The organism is Harryflintia acetispora (genome assembly GCA_004340125.1).
Classification (GTDB): domain Bacteria; phylum Bacillota; class Clostridia; order Oscillospirales; family Ruminococcaceae; genus Harryflintia; species Harryflintia acetispora.
The window spans coordinates 60,485-85,068 of sequence record SLUK01000008.1 but is presented as its reverse complement, the minus strand read 5'-3'; the positions used below and the strand labels follow the sequence as shown (position 1 = coordinate 85,068).

General features: G+C 57.3%; 24 protein-coding genes. 20 read left to right on the top strand and 4 right to left on the bottom strand.

Going from position 1 to position 24,584, the window contains the following annotated elements; genetic code table 11:
* The first annotated feature begins 33 nt into the window (after positions 1 to 33).
* The 3 genes from EDD78_RS09690 to EDD78_RS09680 all read left to right on the top strand — a co-directional run bounded on the left by EDD78_RS09690 (position 34) and on the right by EDD78_RS09680 (position 5,296).
* Positions 34 to 4,338, top strand: coding sequence for a PolC-type DNA polymerase III (locus EDD78_RS09690; RefSeq protein ID WP_079699784.1), 4,305 nt, complete (start codon positions 34 to 36; stop codon positions 4,336 to 4,338).
* A 23-nt stretch (positions 4,339 to 4,361) separates the two neighbouring features.
* A complete protein-coding gene (locus EDD78_RS14015; protein WP_165873178.1) occupies positions 4,362 to 4,646 on the top strand; it encodes a hypothetical protein in 285 nt (94 codons plus the stop codon).
* 239 nt (positions 4,647 to 4,885) lie between these two features.
* Positions 4,886 to 5,296: a hypothetical protein gene (locus EDD78_RS09680; protein ID WP_002334817.1), complete on the top strand. Its 411-nt coding sequence runs from the start codon at positions 4,886 to 4,888 to the stop codon at positions 5,294 to 5,296.
* Here the strand turns inward: EDD78_RS09680 and EDD78_RS09675 are convergent.
* The 3 genes from EDD78_RS09675 to EDD78_RS09665 form a co-directional block, all read right to left on the bottom strand.
* The gene (locus EDD78_RS09675) at positions 5,245 to 6,111 is read right to left on the bottom strand and encodes an aminoglycoside 6-adenylyltransferase AadE (RefSeq protein ID WP_001255868.1); all 867 of its coding nucleotides are present in this window, start codon (positions 6,109 to 6,111) and stop codon (positions 5,245 to 5,247) included. The genes EDD78_RS09680 and EDD78_RS09675 overlap by 52 nt on opposite strands.
* Positions 6,112 to 6,286: 175 nt before the next feature.
* Positions 6,287 to 6,832: a P-loop nucleotide/nucleoside kinase family protein gene (locus EDD78_RS09670; protein WP_001071501.1), complete on the bottom strand. Its 546-nt coding sequence runs from the start codon at positions 6,830 to 6,832 to the stop codon at positions 6,287 to 6,289.
* A gap of 28 nt (positions 6,833 to 6,860) precedes the next feature.
* Positions 6,861 to 7,664, bottom strand: a complete 804-nt coding sequence (locus tag EDD78_RS09665; protein WP_002334816.1) for a helix-turn-helix domain-containing protein — start codon at positions 7,662 to 7,664, stop codon at positions 6,861 to 6,863.
* 338 nt (positions 7,665 to 8,002) lie between these two features.
* Here EDD78_RS09665 and EDD78_RS09655 point away from each other — a divergent pair, with 338 nt between their 5' ends.
* The 16 genes from EDD78_RS09655 to hisE all read left to right on the top strand — a co-directional run bounded on the left by EDD78_RS09655 (position 8,003) and on the right by hisE (position 22,193).
* Positions 8,003 to 8,416, top strand: coding sequence for a cysteine-rich VLP domain-containing protein (locus tag EDD78_RS09655; protein ID WP_002588751.1), 414 nt, complete (start codon positions 8,003 to 8,005; stop codon positions 8,414 to 8,416).
* A gap of 111 nt (positions 8,417 to 8,527) precedes the next feature.
* Entirely contained in the window at positions 8,528 to 8,923 is a 396-nt protein-coding gene (locus EDD78_RS09650; protein ID WP_002588752.1) for a replication initiator protein A, read from the top strand.
* A 183-nt stretch (positions 8,924 to 9,106) separates the two neighbouring features.
* Positions 9,107 to 10,051, top strand: a complete 945-nt coding sequence (gene mobV / locus EDD78_RS09640; RefSeq protein ID WP_002334814.1) for a MobV family relaxase — start codon at positions 9,107 to 9,109, stop codon at positions 10,049 to 10,051.
* Positions 10,052 to 10,123: 72 nt separating this feature from the next.
* Positions 10,124 to 10,318, top strand: coding sequence for a hypothetical protein (locus EDD78_RS09635; RefSeq protein WP_002334813.1), 195 nt, complete (start codon positions 10,124 to 10,126; stop codon positions 10,316 to 10,318).
* 144 nt (positions 10,319 to 10,462) lie between these two features.
* Entirely contained in the window at positions 10,463 to 12,040 is a 1,578-nt protein-coding gene (locus tag EDD78_RS09630; RefSeq protein ID WP_154410947.1) for a recombinase family protein, read from the top strand.
* 500 nt (positions 12,041 to 12,540) lie between these two features.
* Entirely contained in the window at positions 12,541 to 13,815 is a 1,275-nt protein-coding gene (locus EDD78_RS09625) for a hypothetical protein (RefSeq protein WP_132084800.1), read from the top strand.
* 95 nt (positions 13,816 to 13,910) lie between these two features.
* Positions 13,911 to 14,627 carry a hypothetical protein gene (locus EDD78_RS09620; protein WP_132084799.1) on the top strand — a complete coding sequence of 239 codons (717 nt, stop codon included), beginning with the start codon at positions 13,911 to 13,913 and terminating at the stop codon, positions 14,625 to 14,627.
* Between the two features lie 192 nt (positions 14,628 to 14,819).
* Positions 14,820 to 16,448, top strand: coding sequence for an ATP phosphoribosyltransferase regulatory subunit (hisZ, locus tag EDD78_RS14005; protein WP_165873177.1), 1,629 nt, complete (start codon positions 14,820 to 14,822; stop codon positions 16,446 to 16,448).
* Positions 16,445 to 17,743, top strand: coding sequence for a histidinol dehydrogenase (gene hisD / locus EDD78_RS09610; RefSeq protein ID WP_132084798.1), 1,299 nt, complete (start codon positions 16,445 to 16,447; stop codon positions 17,741 to 17,743). The genes hisZ and hisD overlap by 4 nt, the downstream gene beginning before the upstream one ends.
* A gap of 13 nt (positions 17,744 to 17,756) precedes the next feature.
* Positions 17,757 to 18,833, top strand: a complete 1,077-nt coding sequence (locus EDD78_RS09605) for a pyridoxal phosphate-dependent aminotransferase (RefSeq protein ID WP_132084797.1) — start codon at positions 17,757 to 17,759, stop codon at positions 18,831 to 18,833.
* Positions 18,830 to 19,408, top strand: coding sequence for an imidazoleglycerol-phosphate dehydratase HisB (gene hisB / locus EDD78_RS09600; protein WP_132084796.1), 579 nt, complete (start codon positions 18,830 to 18,832; stop codon positions 19,406 to 19,408). The genes EDD78_RS09605 and hisB overlap by 4 nt, the downstream gene beginning before the upstream one ends.
* Entirely contained in the window at positions 19,409 to 20,011 is a 603-nt protein-coding gene (gene hisH / locus EDD78_RS09595; RefSeq protein WP_079699777.1) for an imidazole glycerol phosphate synthase subunit HisH, read from the top strand.
* 1 nt (position 20,012) lies between these two features.
* The gene (gene hisA, locus EDD78_RS09590; RefSeq protein WP_132084795.1) at positions 20,013 to 20,732 is read left to right on the top strand and encodes a 1-(5-phosphoribosyl)-5-[(5-phosphoribosylamino)methylideneamino]imidazole-4-carboxamide isomerase; all 720 of its coding nucleotides are present in this window, start codon (positions 20,013 to 20,015) and stop codon (positions 20,730 to 20,732) included.
* Positions 20,733 to 20,750: 18 nt separating this feature from the next.
* The gene (gene hisF, locus EDD78_RS09585; protein WP_079699775.1) at positions 20,751 to 21,512 is read left to right on the top strand and encodes an imidazole glycerol phosphate synthase subunit HisF; all 762 of its coding nucleotides are present in this window, start codon (positions 20,751 to 20,753) and stop codon (positions 21,510 to 21,512) included.
* Positions 21,513 to 21,529: 17 nt separating this feature from the next.
* Positions 21,530 to 21,862: a phosphoribosyl-AMP cyclohydrolase gene (gene hisI / locus EDD78_RS09580; protein WP_132084854.1), complete on the top strand. Its 333-nt coding sequence runs from the start codon at positions 21,530 to 21,532 to the stop codon at positions 21,860 to 21,862.
* A 4-nt stretch (positions 21,863 to 21,866) separates the two neighbouring features.
* Positions 21,867 to 22,193: a phosphoribosyl-ATP diphosphatase gene (hisE, locus tag EDD78_RS09575; RefSeq protein WP_132084794.1), complete on the top strand. Its 327-nt coding sequence runs from the start codon at positions 21,867 to 21,869 to the stop codon at positions 22,191 to 22,193.
* Positions 22,194 to 22,240: 47 nt separating this feature from the next.
* Here the strand turns inward: hisE and EDD78_RS09570 are convergent, their stop codons facing one another.
* Positions 22,241 to 23,077 (bottom strand): PocR ligand-binding domain-containing protein, encoded by an 837-nt coding sequence (locus tag EDD78_RS09570; protein ID WP_079699773.1) that lies wholly within the window; start codon positions 23,075 to 23,077, stop codon positions 22,241 to 22,243.
* Between the two features lie 178 nt (positions 23,078 to 23,255).
* Between EDD78_RS09570 and EDD78_RS09565 the strand changes: the two genes are divergently transcribed.
* Positions 23,256 to 24,560 (top strand): sugar ABC transporter substrate-binding protein, encoded by a 1,305-nt coding sequence (locus tag EDD78_RS09565; RefSeq protein WP_079699772.1) that lies wholly within the window; start codon positions 23,256 to 23,258, stop codon positions 24,558 to 24,560.
* The last annotated feature ends 24 nt before the right edge of the window (positions 24,561 to 24,584 follow it).

Sequence of the window (24,584 nt, the reverse complement as noted above, 5' to 3'; positions counted from 1 at the left end):
CGCGGCAAAGGACGTAAAAAGGAGAACGATAAATTGGCACATCTCTTAGAAGTTTTGGGCCCCTGGGTGCAGGGCGCGCTGCCGCAGGAGCTGCTTTCTTGCCAGGTGACGGCGATCGAGGTGGACCGGGGCAAGCGCACGATCGAGATTGCGATTTACAGCGAAACGCTGATCAGCCCCGAGGCGATCGCACAGGCACAGTCTGCCGTCAAGGAGCGCCTGTCCCTTGGCGGCTGCATATTTGCGCCCTCCTACCCGGAGCGGCTTTTTTCGATCGAGCAGCTGCCCGCGCTCTGCGCCGATCTGCGCAGGCAGGGGCTGCCGATCAACGGCTTTTTAGACGGGGCGGGTTTTTCGCTGGAGGGGGACACCCTGTATATCGAGCTGCGCCGGGGCGGGGAGCAGCTGCTGCAAAGCGCCGGGTGCGACCGGGAACTGAAACGGGAAATCCGCCAGCGCTTCGGCAAGAGCGTAGAGATTGCCTTTTGCGGGGAGTGTGAGATCAATCCGGACAGCGAGCTTTACAAAAAGACGGTGACCGACTGCGTCGTGCCTCTCCAGGCGCCGAAGCGGCCTGCCGGCGGTGGAGGGGGCGGCGGCGCGGCCTCCCGGCCGCGCGGCGGCCTGCCGTTCGACTGCGGGGACCTGCCGTTTTTGCCGGACAGCGCCCGGGTGATCATGGGCAAGATGGTGCGCGCGCGCCCGACCCCGCTGCGGGATGTGATCGAGGAGGGGCGCTGCGCCGTCTGGGGCGACGTCTTCCTCATCGAGAAGCGGGAGACGCGCGACGGCAGCAAGGTGATCTACACCATCGACATCACCGACTATACCGGCTCGCACACGCTTAAGCTCATTATGGACAAGGGTAAAAATGGTCCGATCGAGGAGCTCCAGGAGGGGGACACCCTGCTGGTTTCGGGCGAGGTGAGCTTCGACAAATACGACAAGGAGCTCAACATCCGGCCCTATGATATCGTGCAGGTGGACAAGGTCAAAAAGCAGGACGCCGCCAAGAAGAAGCGGGTCGAGCTGCATCTACATACCAACATGTCCGCGATGGACGGCATGACCCCGGCCGCCAAGCTGGTGGCGCGCGCCCACGAATGGGGCCACCCGGCGGTGGCGATCACCGACCACGGGGTGGCGCAGGGCTTCCCCGATGCGATGAACGCCGCGGCGGGCTTTAAAGATGATTTCAAGGTCCTCTACGGGGTGGAGGCGTATTTTGTCAACGACATGGCCGGCGCGGTCGAGGGGGAGTTTAACGCCGCCTTCGCCGACGAGATCATCGTCTTCGACCTCGAAACCACCGGCCTTTCGGCCGGCAGCGAGCGGATCACCGAGATCGGCGCGGTCAAGCTGCGGGGGGGAGAGGTGGCCGAGCGGTTCTCCACCTTTGTCAATCCCGAGCGTCCGATTCCCGCCAAGATTACCGAGCTGACGAGCATCACCGACGAGATGGTACAGGACGCGCCGAAGGAGGAGGAGGCGCTGCGCGCCTTTTACGAGTTCTGCGGTGAAAGCAAAATCCTGGTGGCGCACAACGCCCCCTTCGACACCAGCTTCGTGCGCGCGGCGGCCGGGCGGCATAAGCTCCCATACCGCTTTACGGCGGTGGACACGGTGGCCATCTCCCGCATCCTTTTCCCCGAGATGAAAAACCACAAGCTGGACACGGTGGCGGAGAAACTTAAACTCGGCAGCTTCCACCATCACCGGGCGGTGGACGACGCCAATATCCTGGCCGAAATTTTCCTAAAGCTCTGCGGGATCATGTCCGAGCGCCACGGCATCGATGAAATCGGGCAGATCAACACCGCCCTCGGCGGCGGGGACCCCAAGAAGCTGTACCCCTATCACATGATCCTTCTGGCGCAAAACCAGATGGGGCTCAAAAACCTTTACACCCTTATCTCCAAGGCGCATATCGATTATTATTTCAAAAAGCCGCGCATCCCCAAAAGCGAGCTCGTCAAATACCGCGACGGGCTGCTCGTCGGCTCGGCCTGTGAGGCGGGAGAGCTTTTCAGGGCCATATTGGACGGGAAGAGCTGGGGGACGCTTTGCGACATCGCCAAGTTCTACGACTACCTGGAGATCCAACCGATCTGCAACAACGCCTTCCTGGTCCGGGAGGGCCGGGTGCCGGACGATGAGGGGCTGCGGGATCTCAACCGCACCATCGTGCGCCTGGGCGAGAAGCTAAAAATTCCGGTGGTCGCCACCTGCGACGTGCACTTCTTGGAGCCGCAGGACGCCATCTTCCGCGAGATTTTGATGGCGGGCCAGGGCTTCAAGGACGCGGGTGAGCAGCCACCCTTATATCTTCGCACCACCGACGAGATGCTCGAGGAGTTTTCCTACCTCGGGGAGGACAAGGCCTACGAGGTGGTGGTGGAGAACACCAACAGGATAGCGGACCGGATCGAGCGCCTGCGCCCGATCCCGATGGGCACCTATACCCCGACGATCGAGGGGGCCGAGGAGGAGCTGCAGAGGCTGTGCTGGACGAGGGCCAAGGAGGTCTATGGCGACCCGCTGCCGGACATCGTGAAGAACCGGCTGGACCGCGAGCTCGGCTCGATCATCAAGCATGGCTTTTCGGTGCTCTACATCATCGCGCAGAAGCTGGTCAAGGACAGCGAGGAGCACGGATACCTCGTCGGCTCGCGCGGATCGGTCGGCTCCTCCTTCGTCGCCATCATGGCGGGGATCTCCGAGGTCGACCCCCTGGCCCCGCACTATGTCTGCCCCGACTGCAAATATTCCGAGTTCATCACCGACGGCAGCGTCGGCTCGGGCTTTGACCTGCCTCCTAAAAACTGCCCCCACTGCGGGGCCGAGATGCGCCGGGACGGGCATGACATCCCGTTCGAGACCTTCCTCGGGTTCGACGGGGACAAGGCGCCGGATATCGACCTCAACTTTTCCGGCGAGTACCAGTCCAACGCCCACCGTTACACCGAGGAGCTGTTCGGCACCACCCATGTCTTCAAGGCCGGCACCATCAGCACGGTGGCCAAGAAGACCGCCTTCGGCTTCGTGATGAAGTATATGGAGGAGCGGGGGCTGGTGCTGCACAAAGCCGAGATCGAGCGCCTCTCCCAGGGTTGTACCGGGGTCAAGCGCACCACCGGCCAGCACCCGGGCGGCATGGTGGTCGTGCCGGGGGACTACGACGTCTATGACTTCTGCCCGGTGCAGCGCCCGGCGGACGACGCCGACTCGATCATCACCACCACCCACTTCGACTTCCATTCGCTGCACGACACCATCCTAAAGCTCGACATCCTCGGACACGATGTTCCGACCCTCTATAAGCACCTGGAGGACCTGACCGGGATCCCGGTGCTCACGGTGCCGATGAGCGATCGGCAGGTGTATTCCCTCTTCACCTCGCCCGAGGCACTGGGGGTGAGCGAGGAGGAGATCGACTGCAACACCGGCACTCTTTCGTTGCCCGAGATGGGCACCAACTTCGTGCGCGGCATGCTGATGGAATCGCAGCCAAAGACCTTTTCGGACCTCTTGCAGATTTCCGGCCTTTCGCACGGGACCGACGTGTGGCTGGGCAACGCGCAGGAGCTGATCAAAGGCGGCACCTGCACCATCAGCGAGGTGATCGGCACCCGCGACAACATCATGGTCTACCTGCTGCACCACGGCCTGGAGCCCAAGATGGCCTTCAAGATCATGGAGATCACCCGAAAGGGCAAGGCGACAAAGCTCCTGACCGAGGAGCACATTAATGCCATGAAGGAGCACGGGGTGCCGCAGTGGTACATCGACAGCTGCTTCAAGATCAAGTACATGTTCCCCAAGGCCCATGCCGCCGCCTACGTCATCGCGGCCATCCGGCTGGGGTGGTACAAGGTGCACGAGCCGCTCGCCTACTATGCCGCCTTTTTCACGGTGCGCGGCGGCGACTTCGACGCGGCGGCCGCCATCGCCGGGCAGGGCGAAGTCAAGCGCCGTATGCAGGCGCTCAAATCGCGCGGGAACGAGCGCAGCGTCAAGGAAGAGGACCAGTACCAAACGCTGCTGGTCATCAACGAGATGCTCGCGCGCGGGTTTTCCTTCCTGCCGGTGGACCTCTACCTCTCCCACGCGACCCGCTACCAGATCGAGGACGGGAAGATCCGGCTGCCCTTCACCTCCCTCAAGGGACTGGGCGAAGCGGCGGCCAGGCAGCTGCAGGAGGCCGGCGCGCAGGGGGATTACATCTCGATCGACGAGGTGAACACCCGCAGCGGGGTGTCCAAGGCGGTGATCGAGACGCTCAAGGAGGCGGGCGCCATGGCGGGCCTGCCCGAGAGCAGCCAGGTGACCTTCTTTTAAAGGATGAGAAAGGAGCTGGGCAGATGAAACGACTTTTGGCCCTCGCGCTCGGCCTGCTGCTGGCGTGTATCCCACTCGCCGGGTGCGGGGAGGAGAAAACAGGACAGAAGCTGGTGGACCAGTTCACCGAAAGCGTCTTCTATGACCCGGACGAAGGGGAGCTGCGCTTTACCGTGCCAAAGGACACGCCCGCCGACGGGGTCTGGGCCATCCTTTGCAGCGGGCGGCTTCGGATGGGGGACGACTTCATGAGCTGGCACGGCTTTCAGGACGTGACCGGCTGGGAGCCCGGAGTTTCCCAAAGTTAAAGATACCACATCAATCCCACGCGGACTTTTGCTCAACCGATACAGCCGGAGGGCTGGATAACAAGAAAAGGCGGTATGCGCCCCGTGGAGGGGTAGCGTACCGCCTTTTCTTGTGGGGGTTTCCAAAGGGGGCAACGCCCCCATTTGGCACACGACTTTGCGAAGCAAAGTGTAGTGTGTTATACGCTCTGCCGGCGTTGCCGTGAAAATGCCGTTGCCGCCGGGGAGGGCAAGGGCATTTGAAGCGGCAGGAAAACAGGGCTGTGCTTGCGTGGCGTGGAGCCGCAAGCGCAGGTCTGGACTCATCAGCAGACAGGGCGTATATGAAAGCCCCAGTTCCTCGTCCTACGCTCCAACTTGTGGACAAAGTGTCCCGAAGTTGTGGCCACACTCCCGGAAAAGTAGCAGGACAACGGGCAACCGTCAAGGCTGAAATGAACGGGTTTACACCCGGCCTTGACCTCCGCCCGCTGTCCCGCTGGATGGGTGGACAAGGCGGCCAATCCCTCAAAGTGCTTGGCCGCTCTCTTTCTGATTTTGAGGTATTCAGTTTTTCAAAATTGAATAATCAAAATAAATTTTTTCGATTGAAAAAATTTTATTTGTTATCATCTTCAATGCCATATTTTTTCTTTTGCCGAATCACATAATTACTGATTTTTTCATCATATAGTGGATACTGGTAATCCAACTGGCATGCCACTTCTGACGAAACCTCCCGGAACAATGCCATACATTGTTCAAAGGATTCCCACATATGGGGATAGGAATCCATATTATAAGTGGACATAAGTCGTTCCCACAATTCCTCTGGGACATATTGCTTCATAAATTTATAGTTTTTTCCCAAACTGAAATGAAATCCCTGTTTGATACCAATCAGCCAGGAAATCATGCGAAGCAATTCTTTTCGTACTATATCATTCATATGGTCAATAGCAAAAAGAATTTCTTTGCGGCATAAGCCCTTTACTACATATGTTGTAGTATTCCAAAATTCATTACAGCAATCGTCAAACATTCTTTGAGTAGGCTTCTGCAAGTGGTAGTCTATATCCGTTGGTATTGGCGGCTTTACGATACGGTTGTCTTTATCCAACAGTAACTTTACCAGTTTATCCCATGTAAAATACTCGTCTATCAGTTCCAGCGGCAGCAAAGTTAAATCTATCTTAACATCATCAGTAAACAGCATTAAATATGAAAATCCCTTTTCTACAGCTGGAAATAATTCCATATCTTCCGGCTTTTGCAGAATCAACCTTTCACCAAATATATCTAGCCATTTATCATCACTTGTGAAGCTGTCCATATCCGTAACAAAAAAAGTAATATCAAAATCCTGAAAATCATCAGGCGGAATATTTGTATTTGTTCTAGATCCTTCCAAAGTAACCATGCGAATGCGTTTGTCTGTTTTTGCAAAATTCAAAACAATATCATAAACTTCCTTTTCTGATCTCATTTTTATCTCCTCCAATTATTGAAATAGGTGTGAAGCCATTTTAGGGCTTTCCCGCCTTGATTACCCTTTAGCAAAGACGGGCGGGACTGTCAACGGCGGCGCATGAAATGCGCCGTTCATCTTGACCGTTGACTGGCTCGGCTGGCTTTGCTATCTTCCTGACAAATGGGAATGTCTAAGATAGTAAAGACGTCCCACATGCAACTCTTTCTTTTATTGCGGAAACCGTATCTTTAATTGTGAATGTAGTTGTGTCTATGACATTTGATTCATATACTCCCAAACCGGAAAATTGCTCCCACATTGTTTCCACTAATTCAATATTTGTTTTTCTATCTAATTTTGAGCGTTCCACAGCTCGCTTCATAGTTTCTTTTTTACTCGCTCTTAATACAATATAGTGTACCTCGTAATCTTCTTGGGCAAGAGCTTTCCATGGCTCCAAAAACCATGGCCCGACAATCCCATCTACAATTACATCATATCCGCCACGAGCATATCGCTTTGCAGCTTCTAAAAAGGCTTCAATGACAACCAGATTTTGCTCGTTGGATTCTGGCAAATGTGGTGGTATTGCGCCTTTGCTTAAGTAATGAAAAAAGTCATCGGTGTGCATATGCACTGATTTATCCATATCTGATTCCTTTGCGACAATTGACGCAGTTGTTGTTTTTCCTGTCCCCGGTGAGCCTGTAATCACAATAATTCTTCCTTGATTCATCTGTATTTTCCCTCACAATTCAAATTTATCACTTTGTTCCTGCCTGCTCAATCATCTTCTTCGCAAACTGCTGGAACATTTCAACAGTTTCTTTATCCATCGGTGTAAGCTGTCCGATCTGTCCAGCTATCATCGCCGTTACATCGTCAATGGAAAGTGGTTTTTGTTTCTGTTCCGCCAGTGCGTCCCGCATGGCTTGGAACATAGCGGCGGTCACAGCTTCTCCCGGCTGTTCCCCGTTGTCAATGTCTTTCTTAATGTCCCGCAGGATAGCCAGGAACACATTTTTGATTTTTTCAATCTCCGCTTCATGTTCCCCTATCTTTTGGGCGTTCAAAAGCTGTAAATCCTGCTTCGCTTCTGCCCGGTGTTCCGGGTGTTCTTTCATCAGGTCGGACAGGGAAGCCGTTGCCATCTCGATAAGCTGGTTTCTTGCTGTTATGCCCTTTGCCGCCGTATCCTGAAAATAAATCCGTATCAAATCTATCAGCTTAGGAAAATTCCTGTGTTCCAACAGGCGGTTGAGGATTTGCACATCAACAGCACCCGTCACAAGCCCCCTCACGGCTCCCTCGGACAAGCCTAATTCAGAAATATCGTAGCTTTTACGAACGCTCACGGTAGACAAGCCCAGTATGTAGTCTGTCGATACCTTAAATTCCTTTGCCACACCTATGAGAATATCACTGCTGACCGTTCTTGTTTCGCCGCTGACAATGCGGCTCAACTGGGAAGCGGAAACGCCTATCTTCTCCGCAAGTTCCTTTTGTGTGATGTGGTTCCCGTTGCATAAATCGGAAATCCGCTGTCCGGGCGTTCCGGGTAAAGCCATAGATACGCACCTCCTCCGCATACTTCCATTATACAGAATGATTGCAAAAATGCAATTTCCAAAGTGTAAACTTCATCAAAATGCAATTCTCGCAATATTCCGGGAATTGCATTTTTTTCGTGTAGACTTAGGGTAGTTCATCGATGGACGGCACCTTGAAAACAGAATGACCGTCCGAAAAGGAATACCCCGGCTGGGGAAGCACCGCAAGGAGTCGGACTTCGGGACAAAATGTCCCGAAGTTGCGAGGAGCGTGCCAACGCCGGAACACGCCGCAGGAATGGGGCAGGAAACCTTTTCGGGGAGAACGGCAACGGAAAGCAAAATGGAGGGAACGCATGAGAGATAACCCCTATAAAGACTTGCCGCCGCTGGAACGCAGGCCGGACGGTTCCCTTTACCGCATGACCCCGGCGCAGAGAAAACAGGCGGCCAGCCTGATACGCCGGGAGTGCTGTTGCTGTGAGGACGGCAACTGCATTGTCCTTGACGATGGGGACACCTGCACCTGTCCGCAGACGATTTCTTTCTCGGTCTGCTGTAAGTGGTTCCGCTGGGCGGTCTTGCCGCTGGACGGGACGCTGGAAGCGGAGATTTTCCGGGATAAGGACTTGAAACGCTGTGAGGTCTGCGGCGGTGTGTTCGTCCCCAAATCCAACCGGGCAAAATACTGCCCCGGCTGTGCCGCCAGAGTTCACAGGCGGCAGAAAACAGAAAGTGAACGGAAAAGGAGGTCTGCTGTGGACAGTTAGGAGCGAAAAAAGCCTTGATTTATCAGGCTTCGCAAGCCCCAAACCGGGGCTGGTGGTATAAAGTATCGCCCGCCCCGGAAAACGGGCTTCTAACCGTCCACAAAACGCACTATGACAAATACCATCTATATCCATCAGCCGGAAAAGGCGTTCAGCTTCACCCGGCTCCCGAATTTCCTCTTTGAAGCCCCCACATTCAAGCCCTTGTCCAACGAGGCAAAGGTTCTGTACGCCTTTATCCTGCGCCGGACAGAGTTATCCCGCAAGAATGGGTGGGCGGATGATTGCGGACGGATTTATCTGTACTATCCCATCTGCGAGGTGGTTGACCTGCTCCACTGTGGGCGGCAGAAAGCGGTAAACACCCTGCGGGAACTGCAATACGCCGGGCTGGTGGAGATCCAGAAGCAGGGCTGTGGAAAACCCAACCGCATTTTCCCAAAATCCTATGAAGCGGTTCCAAACACCGACTTCAAGAAATCCGGTTCTGGTACGCCGGAGGGCTGAAAACCGTACTTATGAAGTGAGGAAATCACTCCCCGGAAGTACGAAAACCGGACGGTATATAGAAATACAAAGATTAAAAAGATTTATTTATATTCTATCCATTCCAATCCTATCCGAGCTAATTTCTGCGGGATTTTCCCTGTGGAAAACCCCGGATAGGAAAGGAATGGGGAAAGGAGCAGAATGGCACAACACGCAATTTTGCGGTTTGAGAAGCACAAGGGCAACCCGGCAAGGCCGCTGGAAGCCCATCACGAAAGACAGAAAGAACAATACGCCAGCAACCCCGACATTGACACAAGCCGGAGCAAGTACAACTTTCATATCGTCAAGCCAGAGGGCAGGTACTATCATTTCATTCAAAACCGCATTGAACAGGCCGGGTGCCGAACCCGCAAGGACAGCACACGGTTTGTCGATACGCTGGTAACTGCCAGCCCGGAGTTTTTCAAGGGGAAATCCCCAAAGGAGATACAGGCGTTTTTCCAGAGGGCGGCGGACTTCCTCATTGGCCGGGTAGGACGGGAAAATATCGTGTCGGCGGTGGTACACATGGACGAGAAAACGCCCCACCTGCATTTGACCTTTGTTCCGCTGACAAAGGACAACCGCCTGTGTGCAAAGGAGATTATCGGCAACCGGGCAAACCTGACGAAGTGGCAGGACGATTTTCACGCCTATATGGTGGAGAAATATCCTGACTTGGAGCGTGGGGAGAGCGCCAGCAGGACAGGCCGGAAGCATATCCCCACCCGGCTTTTCAAACAGGCGGTTTCCCTCTCCCGGCAGGCAAGAGCCATTGAAGCCACACTGGACGGCATTAACCCGCTGAACGCCGGAAAGAAAAAAGAGGAAGCCCTCTCCATGCTGAAAAAGTGGTTCCCGCAGATGGAGAATTTCTCCGGGCAGTTGAAAAAGTACAAGGTCACAATCAATGACCTGCTGGCGGAGAATGAGAAGTTGGAAGCAAGGGCAAAGGCCAGCGAAAAAGGAAAGATGAAAGATACGATGGAACGGGCAAAGCTGAAAAGCGAACTGGACAATTTACAGCGGCTGGTTGACCGTATCCCGCCGGATATACTGGCGGAACTGAAACGTCAGCAGCGGCACACGGTAAAGGAAAGGTGATAGATATAAGCAGAAATTTTCGCCGCCTCTGTGCGGCATTGTACCTTGAAAACTGAATATGGAGGACACTGGATGGCAAAAAGTGAAAGCGATATTTTTACACCCCGAACAGGGCAGGTTATACAAGCAGAGAACGGCACGCAGTATTTTGTATGTGGGAACAACCGTATAAAAATCTCCGAACACTTCGCCGCAGGCGGGAAGCCCCTCGGTGATCTGATTGTAGATGTGGTGCGGCATACCGCAGAAAAAGCCGCTTCAACCTGATAGCCCATCATTGATAACACGCCCACGCTTATGATATAATTGCCATAGAGCAAAAGTATTGTAAGCGTGGGTTGTTTCTTTAGAAGGAGGATTTTTACGGTGAAACAACCTTACAATACTACGATTTACAACACGGCGCTTTATATGAGATTGAGCCGGGACGATGAACTGCAAGGAGAAAGCGGGAGTATTCAGACACAACGCATGATGCTCCGGCAATATGCCGCCGAGCATGGCCTGAATGTCATAGATGAATATATCGACGATGGATGGTCTGGAACGAACTTTGACAGGCCGGATTTTCAGAGAATGATTGATGACATTGAGGACGGGAAAATCAACTGCGTTGTTACGAAGGATTTATCCCGCTTAGGCAGAAACTACATTCTGACCGGCCAGTACACGGAAATCTACTTTCCCAGCAAAGGCGTCCGCTATATCGCTGTCAATGACAATGTGGACACCATCAACGGAGAGAATGAGCTTGCCCCATTCCTCAACATTCTGAATGAAATGCACGCCCGCCAGACCAGCAAAAAGGTAAAGGCGGCCATGCGGACACGGTTCGCAAATGGCGCACACTATGGAGCCTATGCTCCGCTTGGCTATGTCAAAGACCCAGATAAGAAAGGCCATCTTCTGATTGACCCGGAAACAAGGTGGATTATCGAAAAGATTTTTGACCTTGCCGTTCATGGCCGGGGAGCCGCCAGCATTACACGGATTTTGGTCGAAGAAAAAGTACCTACTCCCGGCTGGCTGAATTTCCAGAGATACGGCACTTTCGCAAATATCTATGCCGGAGCGCCGGAGGAAAAAGCCTATGCGTGGACGATAGCGCAGGTGAAAAGTATTCTGAAAGAGGAAACCTATATCGGACACAGCGTCCACAATAAGCAGACCAACATTTCATTCAAAAACAAGAAGAAAGTACGCAAGCCAAAAGAGGAATGGTATCGTGTGGAGAACACCCACGAAGCGATTATTTCCGAAGATGTGTTCCGTCAAGTACAGGAGCAGATTTGCAACAGGCGCAGACGGCAGAAGAACGGCACAACACAGATATTTTCCGGGCTGGTAAAATGTGCGGACTGCGGCTGGTCGCTGGCCTATGGTATGAACAGCCAGAACAAAAATCCCTATGCCCACTACCATTGTAGCAAGTACGGGCAAGGATTGCACCAGTGTTCCATGCACTATATCCGCTATGATGTGCTTTACGCCTATGTCCTTTCCCGTCTGCAATACTGGTCTGTGCTGGCACAGCAGGATGGGGACAAACTTCTGAAACGGCTACTTAACGCCAGCGACAAGGAACGCAATACTGCAAGGAAGCGGCAGACAGCCGAACTGAAAAAGGCGGAAAAGCGCAAAGCAGAAGTAGACACCCTGTTTGCAAAAATGTATGAGGACTGGTCTGCCGGACGCATTACAGAATACAATTTCAATATGCTGTCCGAAAAGTATCAGGGCGAACAGCGAGAATTGGACGTAAAAATTGAACGGCTTCACGAAGCGATGGAGACCGCCGCCCAGACAGCGGTTGACGCTGAAAAGTGGATAGGTCTGATGAAACAGTATGTCAATCCCACAGAATTGACGGCTGAACTTCTGAATACGCTGATTGAAAAAATCCTTGTCCATGAAGCGGTCAAAAGTGAGGACGGAAGCCGGGAACAGGAAGTGGAAATCTTCTACCGCTTTATCGGCAAAATCGAATGACACATCTTGAGATACCCAACAATATCTTTAACTAAGGGAAACGGGCAAGACCTATACGGAGGCGCTCGCCCCCGATGCGGTGGACTCCCTGACGATTGATGCCACGCTCACGACTTCGGAGAGCGGGCAGTACGGCGTCACGATCGAGCTGGAAAGCGACGGGTCGATGATGGCCGTGAACAGGGTAGAGCAGTAACCTTAAAAAACAGATAGCGGCCCCCGCTCTTTTGTCAAGAGCGGGGGCCGCTTGGTATTTAAATGACCGTTAGATAGGTTATCCTGTTGGCCGCCGCCGGGCAGTTTTGGAACGGTGTTCATCCTTCATGCCGACGCAGCCTCCATATACCCCAATTATATCCTGATTTTCCGGGCTTTGCAAGGGAAACGGGCGGATTTCCCTTCTATCCCTGCCTCCTGGCGACCGGAAGATAACCTATCTAACGGTCAATTGTAGGAAGGGGATCAGGATAAAAAAGGGGCTTCTCTGCATATGGTTTCTGGTGCTGCTGGCACTCCCGGCGGCCGCCGCCGGGCAGGTGAGCGTGCAGGTCGAGGGCGGCTCTACGAGCGAATACGGGGTGGACATTCCCTTTGCCCGCTCACCGAGGGCGCAGGATTACATCTTCGCCCTTTACGGGGGCGGCACCGCCACGGGCGTACCCGAGGTGCAGGCGCGGGTACGGATCATGGAGGACGGGGAGGTCAGTGTCCACCTGCCGCTGCGCTATGATTTTGCAGAGCCGGGCGCCTGGACCCTGGCGGTGACGGCGCAGGTCCAGTCCGGGCGCGGCGGCCTGGACCGGGCGCGCTCGGTGGAGCATACCTTCGAGCTCCCGCCCACCTGCGGCTGCGCGGCGGGGACAAAAGGCGCCTTCTATGCCGGAGAGGGTACGGCGGCTTCCCCCTTCCTGGTCGCTTCCCCGCAGCAGCTGCAGCACATAAACGACGGCAGCCATCTGGAGAGCGGTCAGTATTTTTTGCAGGTTTCTGATCTCGACTGCTCCGTCTATGACAACTGGATTGCGGTCGGGTCTGACCAGCCGTTTCGCGGCGTTTACGACGGCGGGGGACGGCGGATCAAAAACCTCACCATGACCGGGTCCGCAACATATTGCGGGGTGTTCGGCCAGCTCGGCGGGGCAACGATCCAAAACCTCGGGGTCGACGCATCCTGCAGCTTCAATCTGGAGCAGGGTTTAATCGGCGGCGGAATCGTAGCTCAATCGAGCAGAGGCGATAACCAAATCAGACAATGCTTTAGTGAAGCGGACATCCGTATACTTGATACGCAGGGGAACACTGTGCGGATGGGAGGAATCCTTGGCAACAGCGAGGGGGGCGAGCTGACCTTGCAGAACTGCTACAGCAGCGCGACCCTCACCGTCGGAGATGTCCAGCACATCCATCTGGGCGGGATCCTGGGCTACCGCAGCGGCAACGATGCGGCTTTAACCGGAAATTATTTTGACGGTATCCTGCGCCCGGGCAGCGCGACCTGCTTCGCCCAAGGTGGGATTCTGGGCTATCTCATCTCCTCGGGAGCCTCGAAGTTCGCTGCAAACTATTGGAGCAGCGCCTCGGGCGCCGCCCACGGTGTGGGGACCGACGTCTACGGCAACGTGGGGGTCAATACCGGCTGTCCGCCGCTGAGCGCGCAGCAGATGGGCACCCAGGCGGACTATGCGGGTTTTGATTTTGAGCGTATTTGGCGCTGGGATGGCACGAAGGGCCGCCCGGTTCTGCGGGTGTTTGACCAAGAAGAGACGGTGGGATAGAAAGTTCTGTGTAGATAATAAAACGCGGACGGTTAATCCTCGCCCGTTTCCTCCCGTAGGTGAAAGCAAAAACAAACGATACGGAGGAAAAAACGATGTCGAGTACGAACAAAACGGGTCTTGGATTCAACCAGTGGATTTTAGCCGACAAGCCGACGATGGAAGATTTCAACGCGGACAATGTGTTGGTGGAACAGCTCTTGGAGGAGAGATGCTCCAAAGAAGAGACTGACAGAAGATTTATGGAAGTGGAACAGCTCTTGGATGAGAGATACACCAAAAGTGAGGCCGACGGAAAGTTTGTGGCACGGGAAACGCTCACAGCCAATGATATTATGGTAAGTTCTCCTGTGTTCCCAGTGAAAACCTCCGTTGAGGGGGCGCTTGTAAAACTTAGTGGAGAGAAGCTGAATAAAAGCCAAATAGGGACCTTCCAAGTGAAGCTGGAAAAGGGGACGGCGACTTATTCTACCAGCACCGGGACCTATTGTAAGACCGGGAACATGGTGGTAGCGCATGTGGCGTTGGTGCTGTCTTCTGCGGTGACGGGAGCGCCGGCGGCGGACCGGGTCGATTTGGTCGGCCTGCCCTTTCCCGCTTACGGCGGAAATGCCCGCTTTATAGGAACGAGCGGCTATACGAAAAACTTTACGAATGTGACCGGCCAGGTTCGGCCGAGAATAGCGTTTGGGACGAAAATAGAATGCGTGGTGGATAATTCCGGTACGAGTGGGATTCACACATTGACATATGCGAATCTGACGGCAACCTCGCAATTTGACTTTACCGTCATCTATTTTACAGCACAGTAATAAAGTCTTAGAATAAGCATCCGCGGGCCGCCGGCATTGCCGGCGGCCCGTTCTTTGACGATCCCTGTCCTGTCGCGCGCCCAAAAAAGATTTACCCTGCCGGGAGGGTGTGCTATACTAAAAACAGGTTGACAGATTTGATTTCATATGATAGCATATTAGCACACTAAAGTATGACGAGGGAGTGCCAAAATGAAGCGATACGACAAGGTGACGCCGGTCTCCACGCGGGACCTGCTGTTCGGGGAATGTGAGAGTTTGCGGCGGGTGCAGGAGAAGCTCTGCCGTCTCTATGCCCGACACGGATTCCGCGAGGTGATGACCCCGTCGCTGGAGTATTGCGACGTGTTCGGCTCCTCCTATGGGCAGGTGCGTCCGCAGCAGACCGCCAAGCTGACCGACTCGCAGAACCGCATGCTCTGTATGCGCCCGGACTGCACCGTGCCGATCGCGCGGCTCTGCAGCACCAAGCTGCAGAACGCTCCGCTGCCGCTGCGCCTGTACTATAATCAGCAGGTCTATTCCACCCCGCGCGAGCACAGCGGCAAGGCCGCCGAGTTTTCTCAGGCCGGGGTCGAGCTGATCGGCGGCGCCGGACGGGAAAGTGATTTGGAAATCCTCTCGCTGGCGGCCGAGAGCCTGCGGGAGCTCTCGGCGGATTACCGGCTGGAAATCTGCCATATCGGGTTCTTCAAGGCCCTGATGAACGAGCTGCAGGCCCCCTGGGAGGTCAAGGAGCAGGTGCGCGAGCTGATCGGCCAAAAGAGCTATGCGACGCTTGGCGACCTGCTGGAAGGCTACGCCTCCCAGAGCGCGGCGCAGGCGCTGTGGGTCCTGCCCCGCCTCTTCGGCGGCAGCGAGATCCTGGCGCAGGCCAGAGCGCTGGTCGAGGGGGGCGAGGCCGCCCGGGCGCTGGATGATATCGAGCAGCTCTACCTGGAGCTTTCGCGGGCGGACCCCGGCGAGCATGTGCTCATCGATCTCGGGCTGGTCGGCCAGGCGGACTACTACACCGGGGTGATCTTCCGGGGATACCTTGCCGGGATCGGCGAGCCGGTCCTGCTCGGCGGGCGGTACGACAACCTGATCGGCCAGTTTGGGCCCGCGCGCCCGGCCGTCGGCTTCGGGGTGAACGCCTCGCTGGTCGCGCAGAGCGGCCCCGCCACCGGAGAGACGAAGGAGAACACCGTCACCCTCGCGCTGACCAAGGGCCGGCTCGAGCGCAAGGCGGTGGAGATGCTCGAGAGCCTCGGGTATGACTGCGGCGAGCTGCATGACAAGGGCCGCCGGCTGATCTTCCATCTGGGGGAGAGCGGGCTGCAGGTGATTTTGGCCAAGGCGGCGGACGTGCTCACCTATGTGGAGAGCGGGGTGGCGGATATCGGCATTGTCGGGAAGGACACCATCCTGGAAAACGGCGGCAGCTTTTACGAGGTTTTGGACCTTGGATTCGGACGGTGCCGGTTTGCGGTGGCCTGTAAAAACGGGGATGACCTTTATTCCGGATATAACGCGAAGGTGATCGCCAGCAAGTATCCGAAGGTGGCGCTGGGCTTCTTCGAGGAGAAGGGGATGGACGTCGACGTGGTGAAGATCGAGGGCTCGGTCGAGCTCGCCCCGATCCTGGGATTGGCCGATGCGATCGTGGACATCGTGGAGACGGGAAGCACCTTAAAAGAAAACGGGCTGCAGGTGGTGGAGGAGATCGCGCCGGTCTCGGCGCGGCTGATCGTCAACACCGCGGCCATGAAGTTAAAAAAGGAAGCCATCGGCAGGGTGATCGCCGGGGCGGAACGATATGTGGGGGAGGAAATGAAATGATGCGTTTGACTTATGCCAACGGAAAGGACGAATACGAGCTGCTCGGGCAGCTTCGCGACCGCGGCGAGGCGGTGGACAAAAAGGTGAGCGAGGCGGTCGCCGGGATCATCGGGGACGTGCGCGCGCGTGGGGACGAGGCGCTGCGCGAGTACACCGCCCGCTTTGACGGCTACTGCCCTGAGGACTTGGAGGTCAGCCGGGACGAGATCAACGATGCGCTCAGCTCGGCCGACCCGGAGTATGTGCAGGCGCTCCTCAGTGCGCAGGAGAACATCACCGAATTCCACACCCGCCAGAAGCACCAGAGCTTTGTGGACATGAAGGCAAACGGGGTCATCCTGGGGCAGAGGGTGCGGGGGCTGCACCGCGTCGGGCTCTATGTGCCGGGCGGCACGGCAGCCTATCCCTCGTCGGTACTGATGAACGCCATCCCCGCCAAGATCGCCGGGGTGGGCGAGATCGTAATGGTCACCCCGCCCGGCAGGGATGGGAAGCCGAACCCCGACATCCTGCTCGCCGCGGCGATCTGCGGGGTGGACCGGGTCTTTCTGGTGGGCGGGGCGCAGGCGGTGGCGGCGCTCGCCTTCGGAACCGGGACCGTCCCGCGGGTGGATAAGATCGTGGGGCCGGGGAACATCTACGTCGCCACGGCCAAAAAACTGCTCTACGGCACGGTGGACATCGACATGATCGCCGGGCCCAGCGAGATACTGGTGATGGCCGACCGCTCGGCCAACCCGCGGTACCTGGCGGCCGACCTGCTCTCCCAGGCCGAGCACGACCCGCTGGCCAGCGCGATCCTGCTCACCACCGACGAGGAAATCGCTAGGGAAACCATCGCCGAGCTCGGACGGCAGAAGGCCGCCCTCTCCAGGGAGGCGATCATTGATCAGTCCCTCTCCGGCTACGGCGCGGCCATCGTCTGCCGCAGCTGCTCGGAGATGGTGGAGCTTGCCAACCTCATCGCGCCCGAGCACCTCGAGGTCGTCTGCGAAAACCCGATGGAGTATGTGGGAAAGCTCGACAATGCCGGTTCGATCTTCCTCGGGCAGTATGCGCCCGAGCCGCTGGGGGATTACTTCGCGGGCCCGAACCATGTGCTGCCCACCAGCGGCACGGCCCGCTTCTTTTCGCCCCTGTCGGTGGACAGCTTCGTGAAGCGCAGCAGCTTCATCTACTACACCCGCGAGGCGCTCGAGGAGGCGAAGGAGGACATCGTAAGGATCGCAAATTCCGAGGGGCTGAGCGCCCACGCCAATTCGATCACGGTGCGCTTTGACGAGCAGGCGCTGTAAGGGGGAATAAAAGATGGCCTATCAACTGCCCAAAAAGGTGCGGGCCCTCATCCCCTACGACCCGATCAGCGGCAGCTACCAGATCCGGCTGGACGCCAACGAGAGCCCCTACGCTCCCGACGGGCAGCTGCTGGAAGAGCTGCTGAAAAGCTCCCCCGCGCTCAACCGCTACCCCGACCCCTATGCGACCGAGTGCTGCGCCCTCTTTGCACGGCAGTTCGGCCTTCGCCAGGATCAGGTGGTGGCGGGCAACGGCTCGGACGAGCTGATCTCGATCATCGAGGGGTGCCTGATGGAGCGGGAGATGACCCTTTGCACCCTGCAATACGACTTCTCGATGTATTCCTTCTATTCGGCCCTGGCCGAGCTGCGGCATGTGCTGATCCCCAAAAACGCGGACTACTCGGTGGATATCGACCGGGTGATCGGGACGGTAAACCGCGAGGGGGCCGACGTGCTGATCTTTTCCAACCCCTGCAACCCCACTTCGCTGCTGATCGGGCAGGATGAAATCGAGCGGCTGGTCGCCTCGGTGGGGGCGCTGGTGGTGCTCGACGAGGCATATATGGACTTCGCGGGGAACGGGCGCAGCGGGATGGACCTGATCGCAAAATACGACAACCTGCTGATCCTTCGCACCTGCTCGAAGGCCTATGGCGCGGCGGGGCTGCGCATGGGCTTTGCCGCGGGGAACAAAACCTTGATCGACGCGATCAAGGCGGCCAAATCCCCCTATAACGTCAATGCCGTGACCCAGGCGCTTTGCGCTTCGCTGCTGCGCGAGCCCGACAGGATCGCGCAGCTCAGCGCCGCGCTGCACGCGCGCGCGGAGATGCTCTGTGCAGGGATCGAAGCGCTCAAAGAACGCTTCCCGGGGCGGATCGGGCGGGTCTGCGGGAGCAGCACCAACTTTGCCTTCTTTGAGCTGACGGGGGCGAAGGAGGTCCACGAGGCGCTGCTGCGCCGCTCGATCGCAGTGCGGTTGATGGGGGACCATCTGCGGATCAGCGCCGGGACCGGGGAGGAGAACGGGGCGGTGCTCGCCGCCCTCGAGGAGATACTACAAGCCAAGGAGGCCGAAGGAAGATGAGAAAGGCAGAACTCAGCCGCAAGACCCGGGAGACCGACATCGCCGTTTCGCTTGATCTGGATGGAAAGGGCAAGGGCGTGATCGAAACCGGGATCGGCTTTTTCGACCATATGCTCACGGCGCTTTGCACCCATGCGGGGATCGATCTTGCCGTCAAGGCGGCGGGCGACCTCGAGGTGGACTGCCACCACACCATCGAGGACGTGGGGATCGTGCTCGGCCAGGCGCTTTGTAAAGCGCTGGGCGACAAGGGCGGGATCGCCCGGTACGGCAGCTTCTACGTACCGATGGACGAGGCGTTGGGCTTCTGCGCGCTGGATGTGAGCGGGCGGCCCTTCCTGCGCTTCGAGTGCGCCTTCCAGCACGCCATGATGGGCGGGATGGAGACCGCGATGGTCGAGGAGTTTTTCAGGGCCCTTGCGATGAACGCGGGGATTACCCTGCATCTGAGCGTCCCCTACGGGGCCAACGACCACCACAAGGCCGAGGCGCTTTTTAAGGCCTTCGCCCATGCGCTGAAGGTTGCGGCGGCAAGGACGGACGGCGGCGTGCTCAGCACCAAGGGGGTGCTGTGATTGATCGCGGTGATCGACTACGGGGCGGGGAACCTGTACAGCCTGTGCAATTCCCTGCGCTATCTTGGGATCGAGTACACCGTCACGGCCAGCGAAGAGGAGATCGACAGGGCGGACCGGGTCATCCTGCCGGGGGTGGGGGCCTTCCGGGAGGCGATGGAAAAGCTGGAGGGAGCCGGCGTGATCCCGGCGATCCGGCATAGCGCCGCCAGGAAGCCTTTACTCGGAATCTGCCTGGGGATGCAGATCCTCTTCGAGCGGGGCTATGAGTTTGGCGAGAGCGCGGGGCTCGGGCTGATCCCCGGCACGGTGCGGCAGCTCGAGGCGCCGGGGCTCAAAATCCCCCACATGGGCTGGAACGAGGTGAAGCTCCAGAACCCCTGCGCGCTCACCCAAGGGATGGGGGAGGGGGAATACTTTTACTTCGTCCACTCCTTTTGCGCCCACACCGAGGAGCGGTACATCTCCCTTTACACCGAATATGGGGAGAAGATTCCCGCCCTGGTGCACAGCGGCTATGTCTACGGCGCGCAGTTCCACCCCGAGAAGAGTGCGGCGGCGGGGCTGCAAATTCTCAAAAATTTTGCGGAGTTGAAAGTATAGCATGATTATTTTACCGGCCATCGACATCAAGGACGGGCGCTGCGTGCGCCTTTATAAAGGGGACTTTGCCACCGCCGAGCAGGTCGCGCCCGACCCGTTGGCGGCCGCGCGCGGCTTTGAGGCGGCGGGCGCCCGGTGGCTGCACATGGTGGACCTCAACGGCGCCAAGGAGCGCCGCCCCGTCAACGCGGACATTTTTAAGCTGGTGGCGAAGGAGACTTCGCTCAAAATCGAGCTCGGCGGGGGAATCCGCGATATGCAGACGGTGGAGGATTATCTCTCGCACGGGATCGAGCGTGTCATCCTCGGCTCGGCGGCGCTCGAGGACCCCGCGCTCGTGCGCGAGGCGGTCTCCCGCTTCGGGGGCCGGATCGCCGTCGGGATCGACGCCAGAGACGGCTGCGTCGCCGCAAACGGCTGGCTCGAGCGCAGCGAGGTGGGCTACCTCGACCTGGCGCGCGAGATGGAGCGCGCCGGGGTGCGCACCATCATCTATACCGACATCGGCCGGGACGGGACCCTGGAGGGGGCCAACCTCGGGCAGCTGGAGGCTTTAAAAAACGCCGTCGGCTGCGACATCGTCGCCTCGGGCGGGGTGCGGGACATCGGCGACATCGCCGCGCTGCACGCGATGGGGCTCTACGGCGCGATCTGCGGCAAATCCATTTACCAGGGGACGCTCGATCTGCGCGAGGCGCTGCAGACGGCGCGGGAAAGATAAGGAAAGGCGGGAGCAGCCATGCTGGCAAAACGGATCATCCCCTGTCTCGACGTGCGGGACGGCAAGGTGGTCAAGGGGATCAACTTTGTGGGGATCAAGGAGGTCGGCGACCCGGTGGCATGCGCCATCGAGTATGATAGACAGGGCGCGGACGAGATCACCTTCCTGGACATCACCGCCACCCATGAGGGGCGGGGCACCATGCTCGACGTGGTGCGGCGCACGGCCGAGAACGTCTTCGTCCCGCTGACGGTGGGGGGCGGGATCCGCTCGGTCGACGACTACGCGCCCCTGCTGCGCGCCGGGGCGGACAAGGTGTCCATCAATTCGGCGGCGGTGCGGGACCCGCAGATCATCAGGCAGGCGGCCGACCGCTTCGGCAGCCAGTGCGTGGTGGTGGCCATCGATGCGCGGCGCAGCGCGGACGGGAGCTTTCATGTGGTGGTAAACGGCGGACGGATCGACACCGGGCTCGATGCGCTCGCCTGGGCCGAGCGGGTCTGTACCCTGGGGGCGGGGGAGATCCTGCTCACCTCGATGGACGCGGACGGGACCAAAAACGGGTTCGACCTCGAGCTCACACGGCAGGTCTGCCAAAAAGTGCCGGTGCCGGTGATCGCCTCGGGCGGCTGCGGGAAGCTGGAGGATTTTGGCGAGGTGTTCGAGGAGACGGGCGCCTCTGCGGCGCTGGCGGCCTCGCTCTTTCACTACAAGGAGCTGACCGTCTCGCAGGTCAAGGAGTACCTGCGAAAGCGGGGCATCCCGGTGCGGAAAGTGTGAAGGGGGTGGCCATGAAGATGGATTTGGAGCGGTATTTTCAGAAGTCCGAGCTGATCCCCTGCGTGGTGCAGGAGTATTCCACCGGCCAGGTGTTGATGCTCGCCTACATGAACCGCGAGAGCCTGCGGCGCACGCTCGAGAGCGGGTATACCTGGTTTTATTCCCGCTCGCGGCAGGAGCTCTGGAACAAGGGGGCGACCTCGGGGCATCTGCAAAGGGTGGTCTCTTTACACGCCGACTGCGACGACGATACCCTGCTCGCCGTCGTGGAGCAGACCGGGCCCGCCTGCCACACCGGCAGCCACAGCTGCTTTTTTAAGGATATTCCATTACAGCCAAAGGAGGAATAGCGCGATGCAGGACGTGATCCGCGGCCTTTACGAGGTCGTGCAGCAGAGAAAACGGGAGCCCCGGGAGGGCTCCTATACCTGCTATCTCTTCGAGCAGGGGCTGGATAAAATACTAAAGAAATGCGGCGAGGAGTGCTCGGAGGTGATCATCGCCGCCAAGAACGGCAAAAACGAGGACACCGAGAATGAAATCTGCGACCTGCTCTATCACCTGCTGGTGCTGATGGCGCAGCAGGAGATCCCATTGGAAGAGGTCGAGGCAATCTTGGAGCAGCGCCGGCAGAAGATCGGCAACCTCAAGCAGTTCCACAAGGTGGATCGGGAAAGTTAAATAAAAGGGAGGACCGCCGGCCGGCGGTCCTCCCTTTTTGTGCGGGATCATTTCAGCTGCAATTGCTTCTTATACTGCGTCGGCGTCATGGAAGTGTGGGACTTGAATATTTTGGTGAAGTAATTGTAGTCGCTGATCCCGACAAGTTCCGCGATCTGTGAAATGGGGTAGTTTGTCGTCTCCAAATAGGCCTTTGCCGCCTCGATGCGTTTTTTTGCGATCAGCTTGTTGACGGTGTCCCCCAATTGGGAGCGGGCGATCTGACAGAGCATGGTCTTCCCCAGCTTGATTTCAGCGGAAATATCGTCCAGGGTGATGGGCTGGTGATAATGCGTGTCGATATAGGCCCTGATCCGCTGGGCATAATTCGGCTCTTTGGAGCGGACCAGTTCGCTGAGCCAGACATAGGCCGTGCAGGCCGATACGATCGAGGCGCAGGCCTCGATTTCATGCAGGTCGAACTGCTTGAGGTGAAAAAAATGGTCCTCCAGCGACTCGATCCCCGGATACCAGGAGCACCGCTCCTTCACCTCGTCCCACTGCTTTTGGATGGACGTATTGTCCAGGATCTGGCCGAACATCAGATAGGAGATGACCGTATCCCGCTCGATCACGGGAAAGCAGGCCTCGATCAGTCCGGCATGGCATCGGTAAACAAATTGATCCCTGCAAGCGGTGACCTTCTCGAAGGCGCTTTTGTCCGAATCATAGCACTTTTGATAGCCGATGGGGTGGGACTGGATGTAGGCGCAAAACGGATGCTTCGCCTTTGTGACCAGCAGCTCGTTGAACTGGACGTCCAGAAGCGTGAATTTCACATCGATCAAAGCGGTGAAATTATTCAGCAGTTCCATGATTTTTTGCTGGTCCAGGATGATGTCCATCTTTTTCGCCTCCTGGTCAATTATACCGCTTTGTGAAAGAATTTTCTAGTGTATGAATGAAATTATATATAAATTTTTGATTTGCTAATATATAATATGGATGTAATATACATAATCGACATTTTCCACGATGCAGAACCGAATGAAAAACACACCATGATGAGAAAGGAACGTTACGATGAAACGAGTTATCGCTCTCCTGGCGGCATGCGCATTGATGACCTCATTGGCCGCGTGCGGTTCACCGGCCGGATCGGAAAAAAACGCCTCCGCTCCAGGCGAAGCCAAGCAGCTCACCTGGTGGATGCCTCCCTATGCGACCGTCGACGCGCTCGATGAAGAAATCTGGGCGCCTGTGATCCAGAGCTTTGAAGAAAAGAACAACTGTAAAGTGGAGTTTACGGTCATCCCCTGGGAGGGGTATGAGGAGAAGTATCTGACCTCCATCGCCGGGAACGCCGGCCCGGATGTGGGGTACATGTATGTTGAGATGTACCCGCCCTTTATCACGATGGGGGCGGTCGCGGACGTGAACTCCTACTTTACCCAGGAGGAGAAGGACAATTTCATCGCCTGGGACAGCGGGTACATCATGGGCGGGCAGTATGGCGTGCCCTTTGCCTCGGGGGATCCCCGCGTCATCCTATACAATAAGACGATCCTCGACGAGCTGGGTGAGCAGCCGCCGAAGACCTGGGAGGACCTGCGGCGCATAGCAAAGGCCGCCACCCAGGACAAGGACGGGGACGGCAATATCGACCAATGGGGATATGTCACCTCGTTCGCCGATTCTTACTATGGGCTCCTGCCCTCCACCTATTATCCGTTCCTCTGGCAGGCGGGCGGCGACATCTACAACGAGGCGGGGGACGAGGTGATCATCGACTCGCCCGCGGGAAAGAAATCCCTTCAGTTTTTATACGACCTGATCCATGTGGACAAGGTCGTGCCGCCCGAGTGGTCGTCGGTGACCCTCAACGACATTTTCGTCAGCCACTTCTGCTCCGGAAAAGGCGCCATGACCATGGTCTCCTCGGGCGATGCGTGCAATTATCTGCCCAACTATCCGGACCTCGAATGGGGCTATGTCACCGCGCTGGAGGATGAGGAATCCTGGACCTTCGCGCCGACCGACTATCTCACCTTGATGTCGAGCAGCTCCGACCCGCAGCTGTCGGTCGATCTGATCAAGCATGTGCTGAGCAAGGAGGGCATAGACCGGCTCCATGAATTCCATACCCAGGCCTCTCCCCGCAAGGATGTGCCCTATCTCGGCTCGCCCCTGTTTGAAGACGCCTATCTCAAGGACGGCGGCAAGATGCGCACCCTCAACGCGACATTGGAAGGGACGCTGGTCTATGATTATCTGCTCAAGCAGATCCAGCTCATCATGAACGATCAGATCTCCATCGACGAAGGGCTGGCGGAGGCGCAGCAGTACGGCAATCAGGCGATCGCCGACTTCAAAAGCAGGAACCAATGACCGCCGATAGCGGCAACATCAGTT

Excerpts from the sequence above, each read along its gene's own strand:
- mobV (WP_002334814.1), top strand. The coding sequence starts at position 9,107 with ATGGCACAACACGCAATTTTGCGGTTTGAGAAGCACAAGGGCAACCCG.
- EDD78_RS09655 (WP_002588751.1), top strand. The coding sequence starts at position 8,003 with ATGAGAGATAACCCCTATAAAGACTTGCCGCCGCTGGAACGCAGGCCG.
- EDD78_RS09675 (WP_001255868.1), bottom strand. The coding sequence starts at position 6,111 with ATGAGATCAGAAAAGGAAGTTTATGATATTGTTTTGAATTTTGCAAAA.
- EDD78_RS09605 (WP_132084797.1), top strand. The coding sequence starts at position 17,757 with ATGGCCTATCAACTGCCCAAAAAGGTGCGGGCCCTCATCCCCTACGAC.
- hisB (WP_132084796.1), top strand. The coding sequence starts at position 18,830 with ATGAGAAAGGCAGAACTCAGCCGCAAGACCCGGGAGACCGACATCGCC.
- EDD78_RS09630 (WP_154410947.1), top strand. The coding sequence starts at position 10,463 with ATGAGATTGAGCCGGGACGATGAACTGCAAGGAGAAAGCGGGAGTATT.
- hisF (WP_079699775.1), top strand. The coding sequence starts at position 20,751 with ATGCTGGCAAAACGGATCATCCCCTGTCTCGACGTGCGGGACGGCAAG.
- hisA (WP_132084795.1), top strand. The coding sequence starts at position 20,013 with ATGATTATTTTACCGGCCATCGACATCAAGGACGGGCGCTGCGTGCGC.
- EDD78_RS09635 (WP_002334813.1), top strand. The coding sequence starts at position 10,124 with ATGGCAAAAAGTGAAAGCGATATTTTTACACCCCGAACAGGGCAGGTT.
- EDD78_RS09565 (WP_079699772.1), top strand. The coding sequence starts at position 23,256 with ATGAAACGAGTTATCGCTCTCCTGGCGGCATGCGCATTGATGACCTCA.
- hisZ (WP_165873177.1), top strand. The coding sequence starts at position 14,820 with ATGAAGCGATACGACAAGGTGACGCCGGTCTCCACGCGGGACCTGCTG.
- EDD78_RS09670 (WP_001071501.1), bottom strand. The coding sequence starts at position 6,832 with ATGAATCAAGGAAGAATTATTGTGATTACAGGCTCACCGGGGACAGGA.
- EDD78_RS09570 (WP_079699773.1), bottom strand. The coding sequence starts at position 23,077 with ATGGACATCATCCTGGACCAGCAAAAAATCATGGAACTGCTGAATAAT.
- EDD78_RS14015 (WP_165873178.1), top strand. The coding sequence starts at position 4,362 with ATGAAACGACTTTTGGCCCTCGCGCTCGGCCTGCTGCTGGCGTGTATC.
- EDD78_RS09620 (WP_132084799.1), top strand. The coding sequence starts at position 13,911 with ATGTCGAGTACGAACAAAACGGGTCTTGGATTCAACCAGTGGATTTTA.
- EDD78_RS09650 (WP_002588752.1), top strand. The coding sequence starts at position 8,528 with ATGACAAATACCATCTATATCCATCAGCCGGAAAAGGCGTTCAGCTTC.
- hisE (WP_132084794.1), top strand. The coding sequence starts at position 21,867 with ATGCAGGACGTGATCCGCGGCCTTTACGAGGTCGTGCAGCAGAGAAAA.
- EDD78_RS09665 (WP_002334816.1), bottom strand. The coding sequence starts at position 7,664 with ATGGCTTTACCCGGAACGCCCGGACAGCGGATTTCCGATTTATGCAAC.
- hisI (WP_132084854.1), top strand. The coding sequence starts at position 21,530 with ATGGATTTGGAGCGGTATTTTCAGAAGTCCGAGCTGATCCCCTGCGTG.
- hisD (WP_132084798.1), top strand. The coding sequence starts at position 16,445 with ATGATGCGTTTGACTTATGCCAACGGAAAGGACGAATACGAGCTGCTC.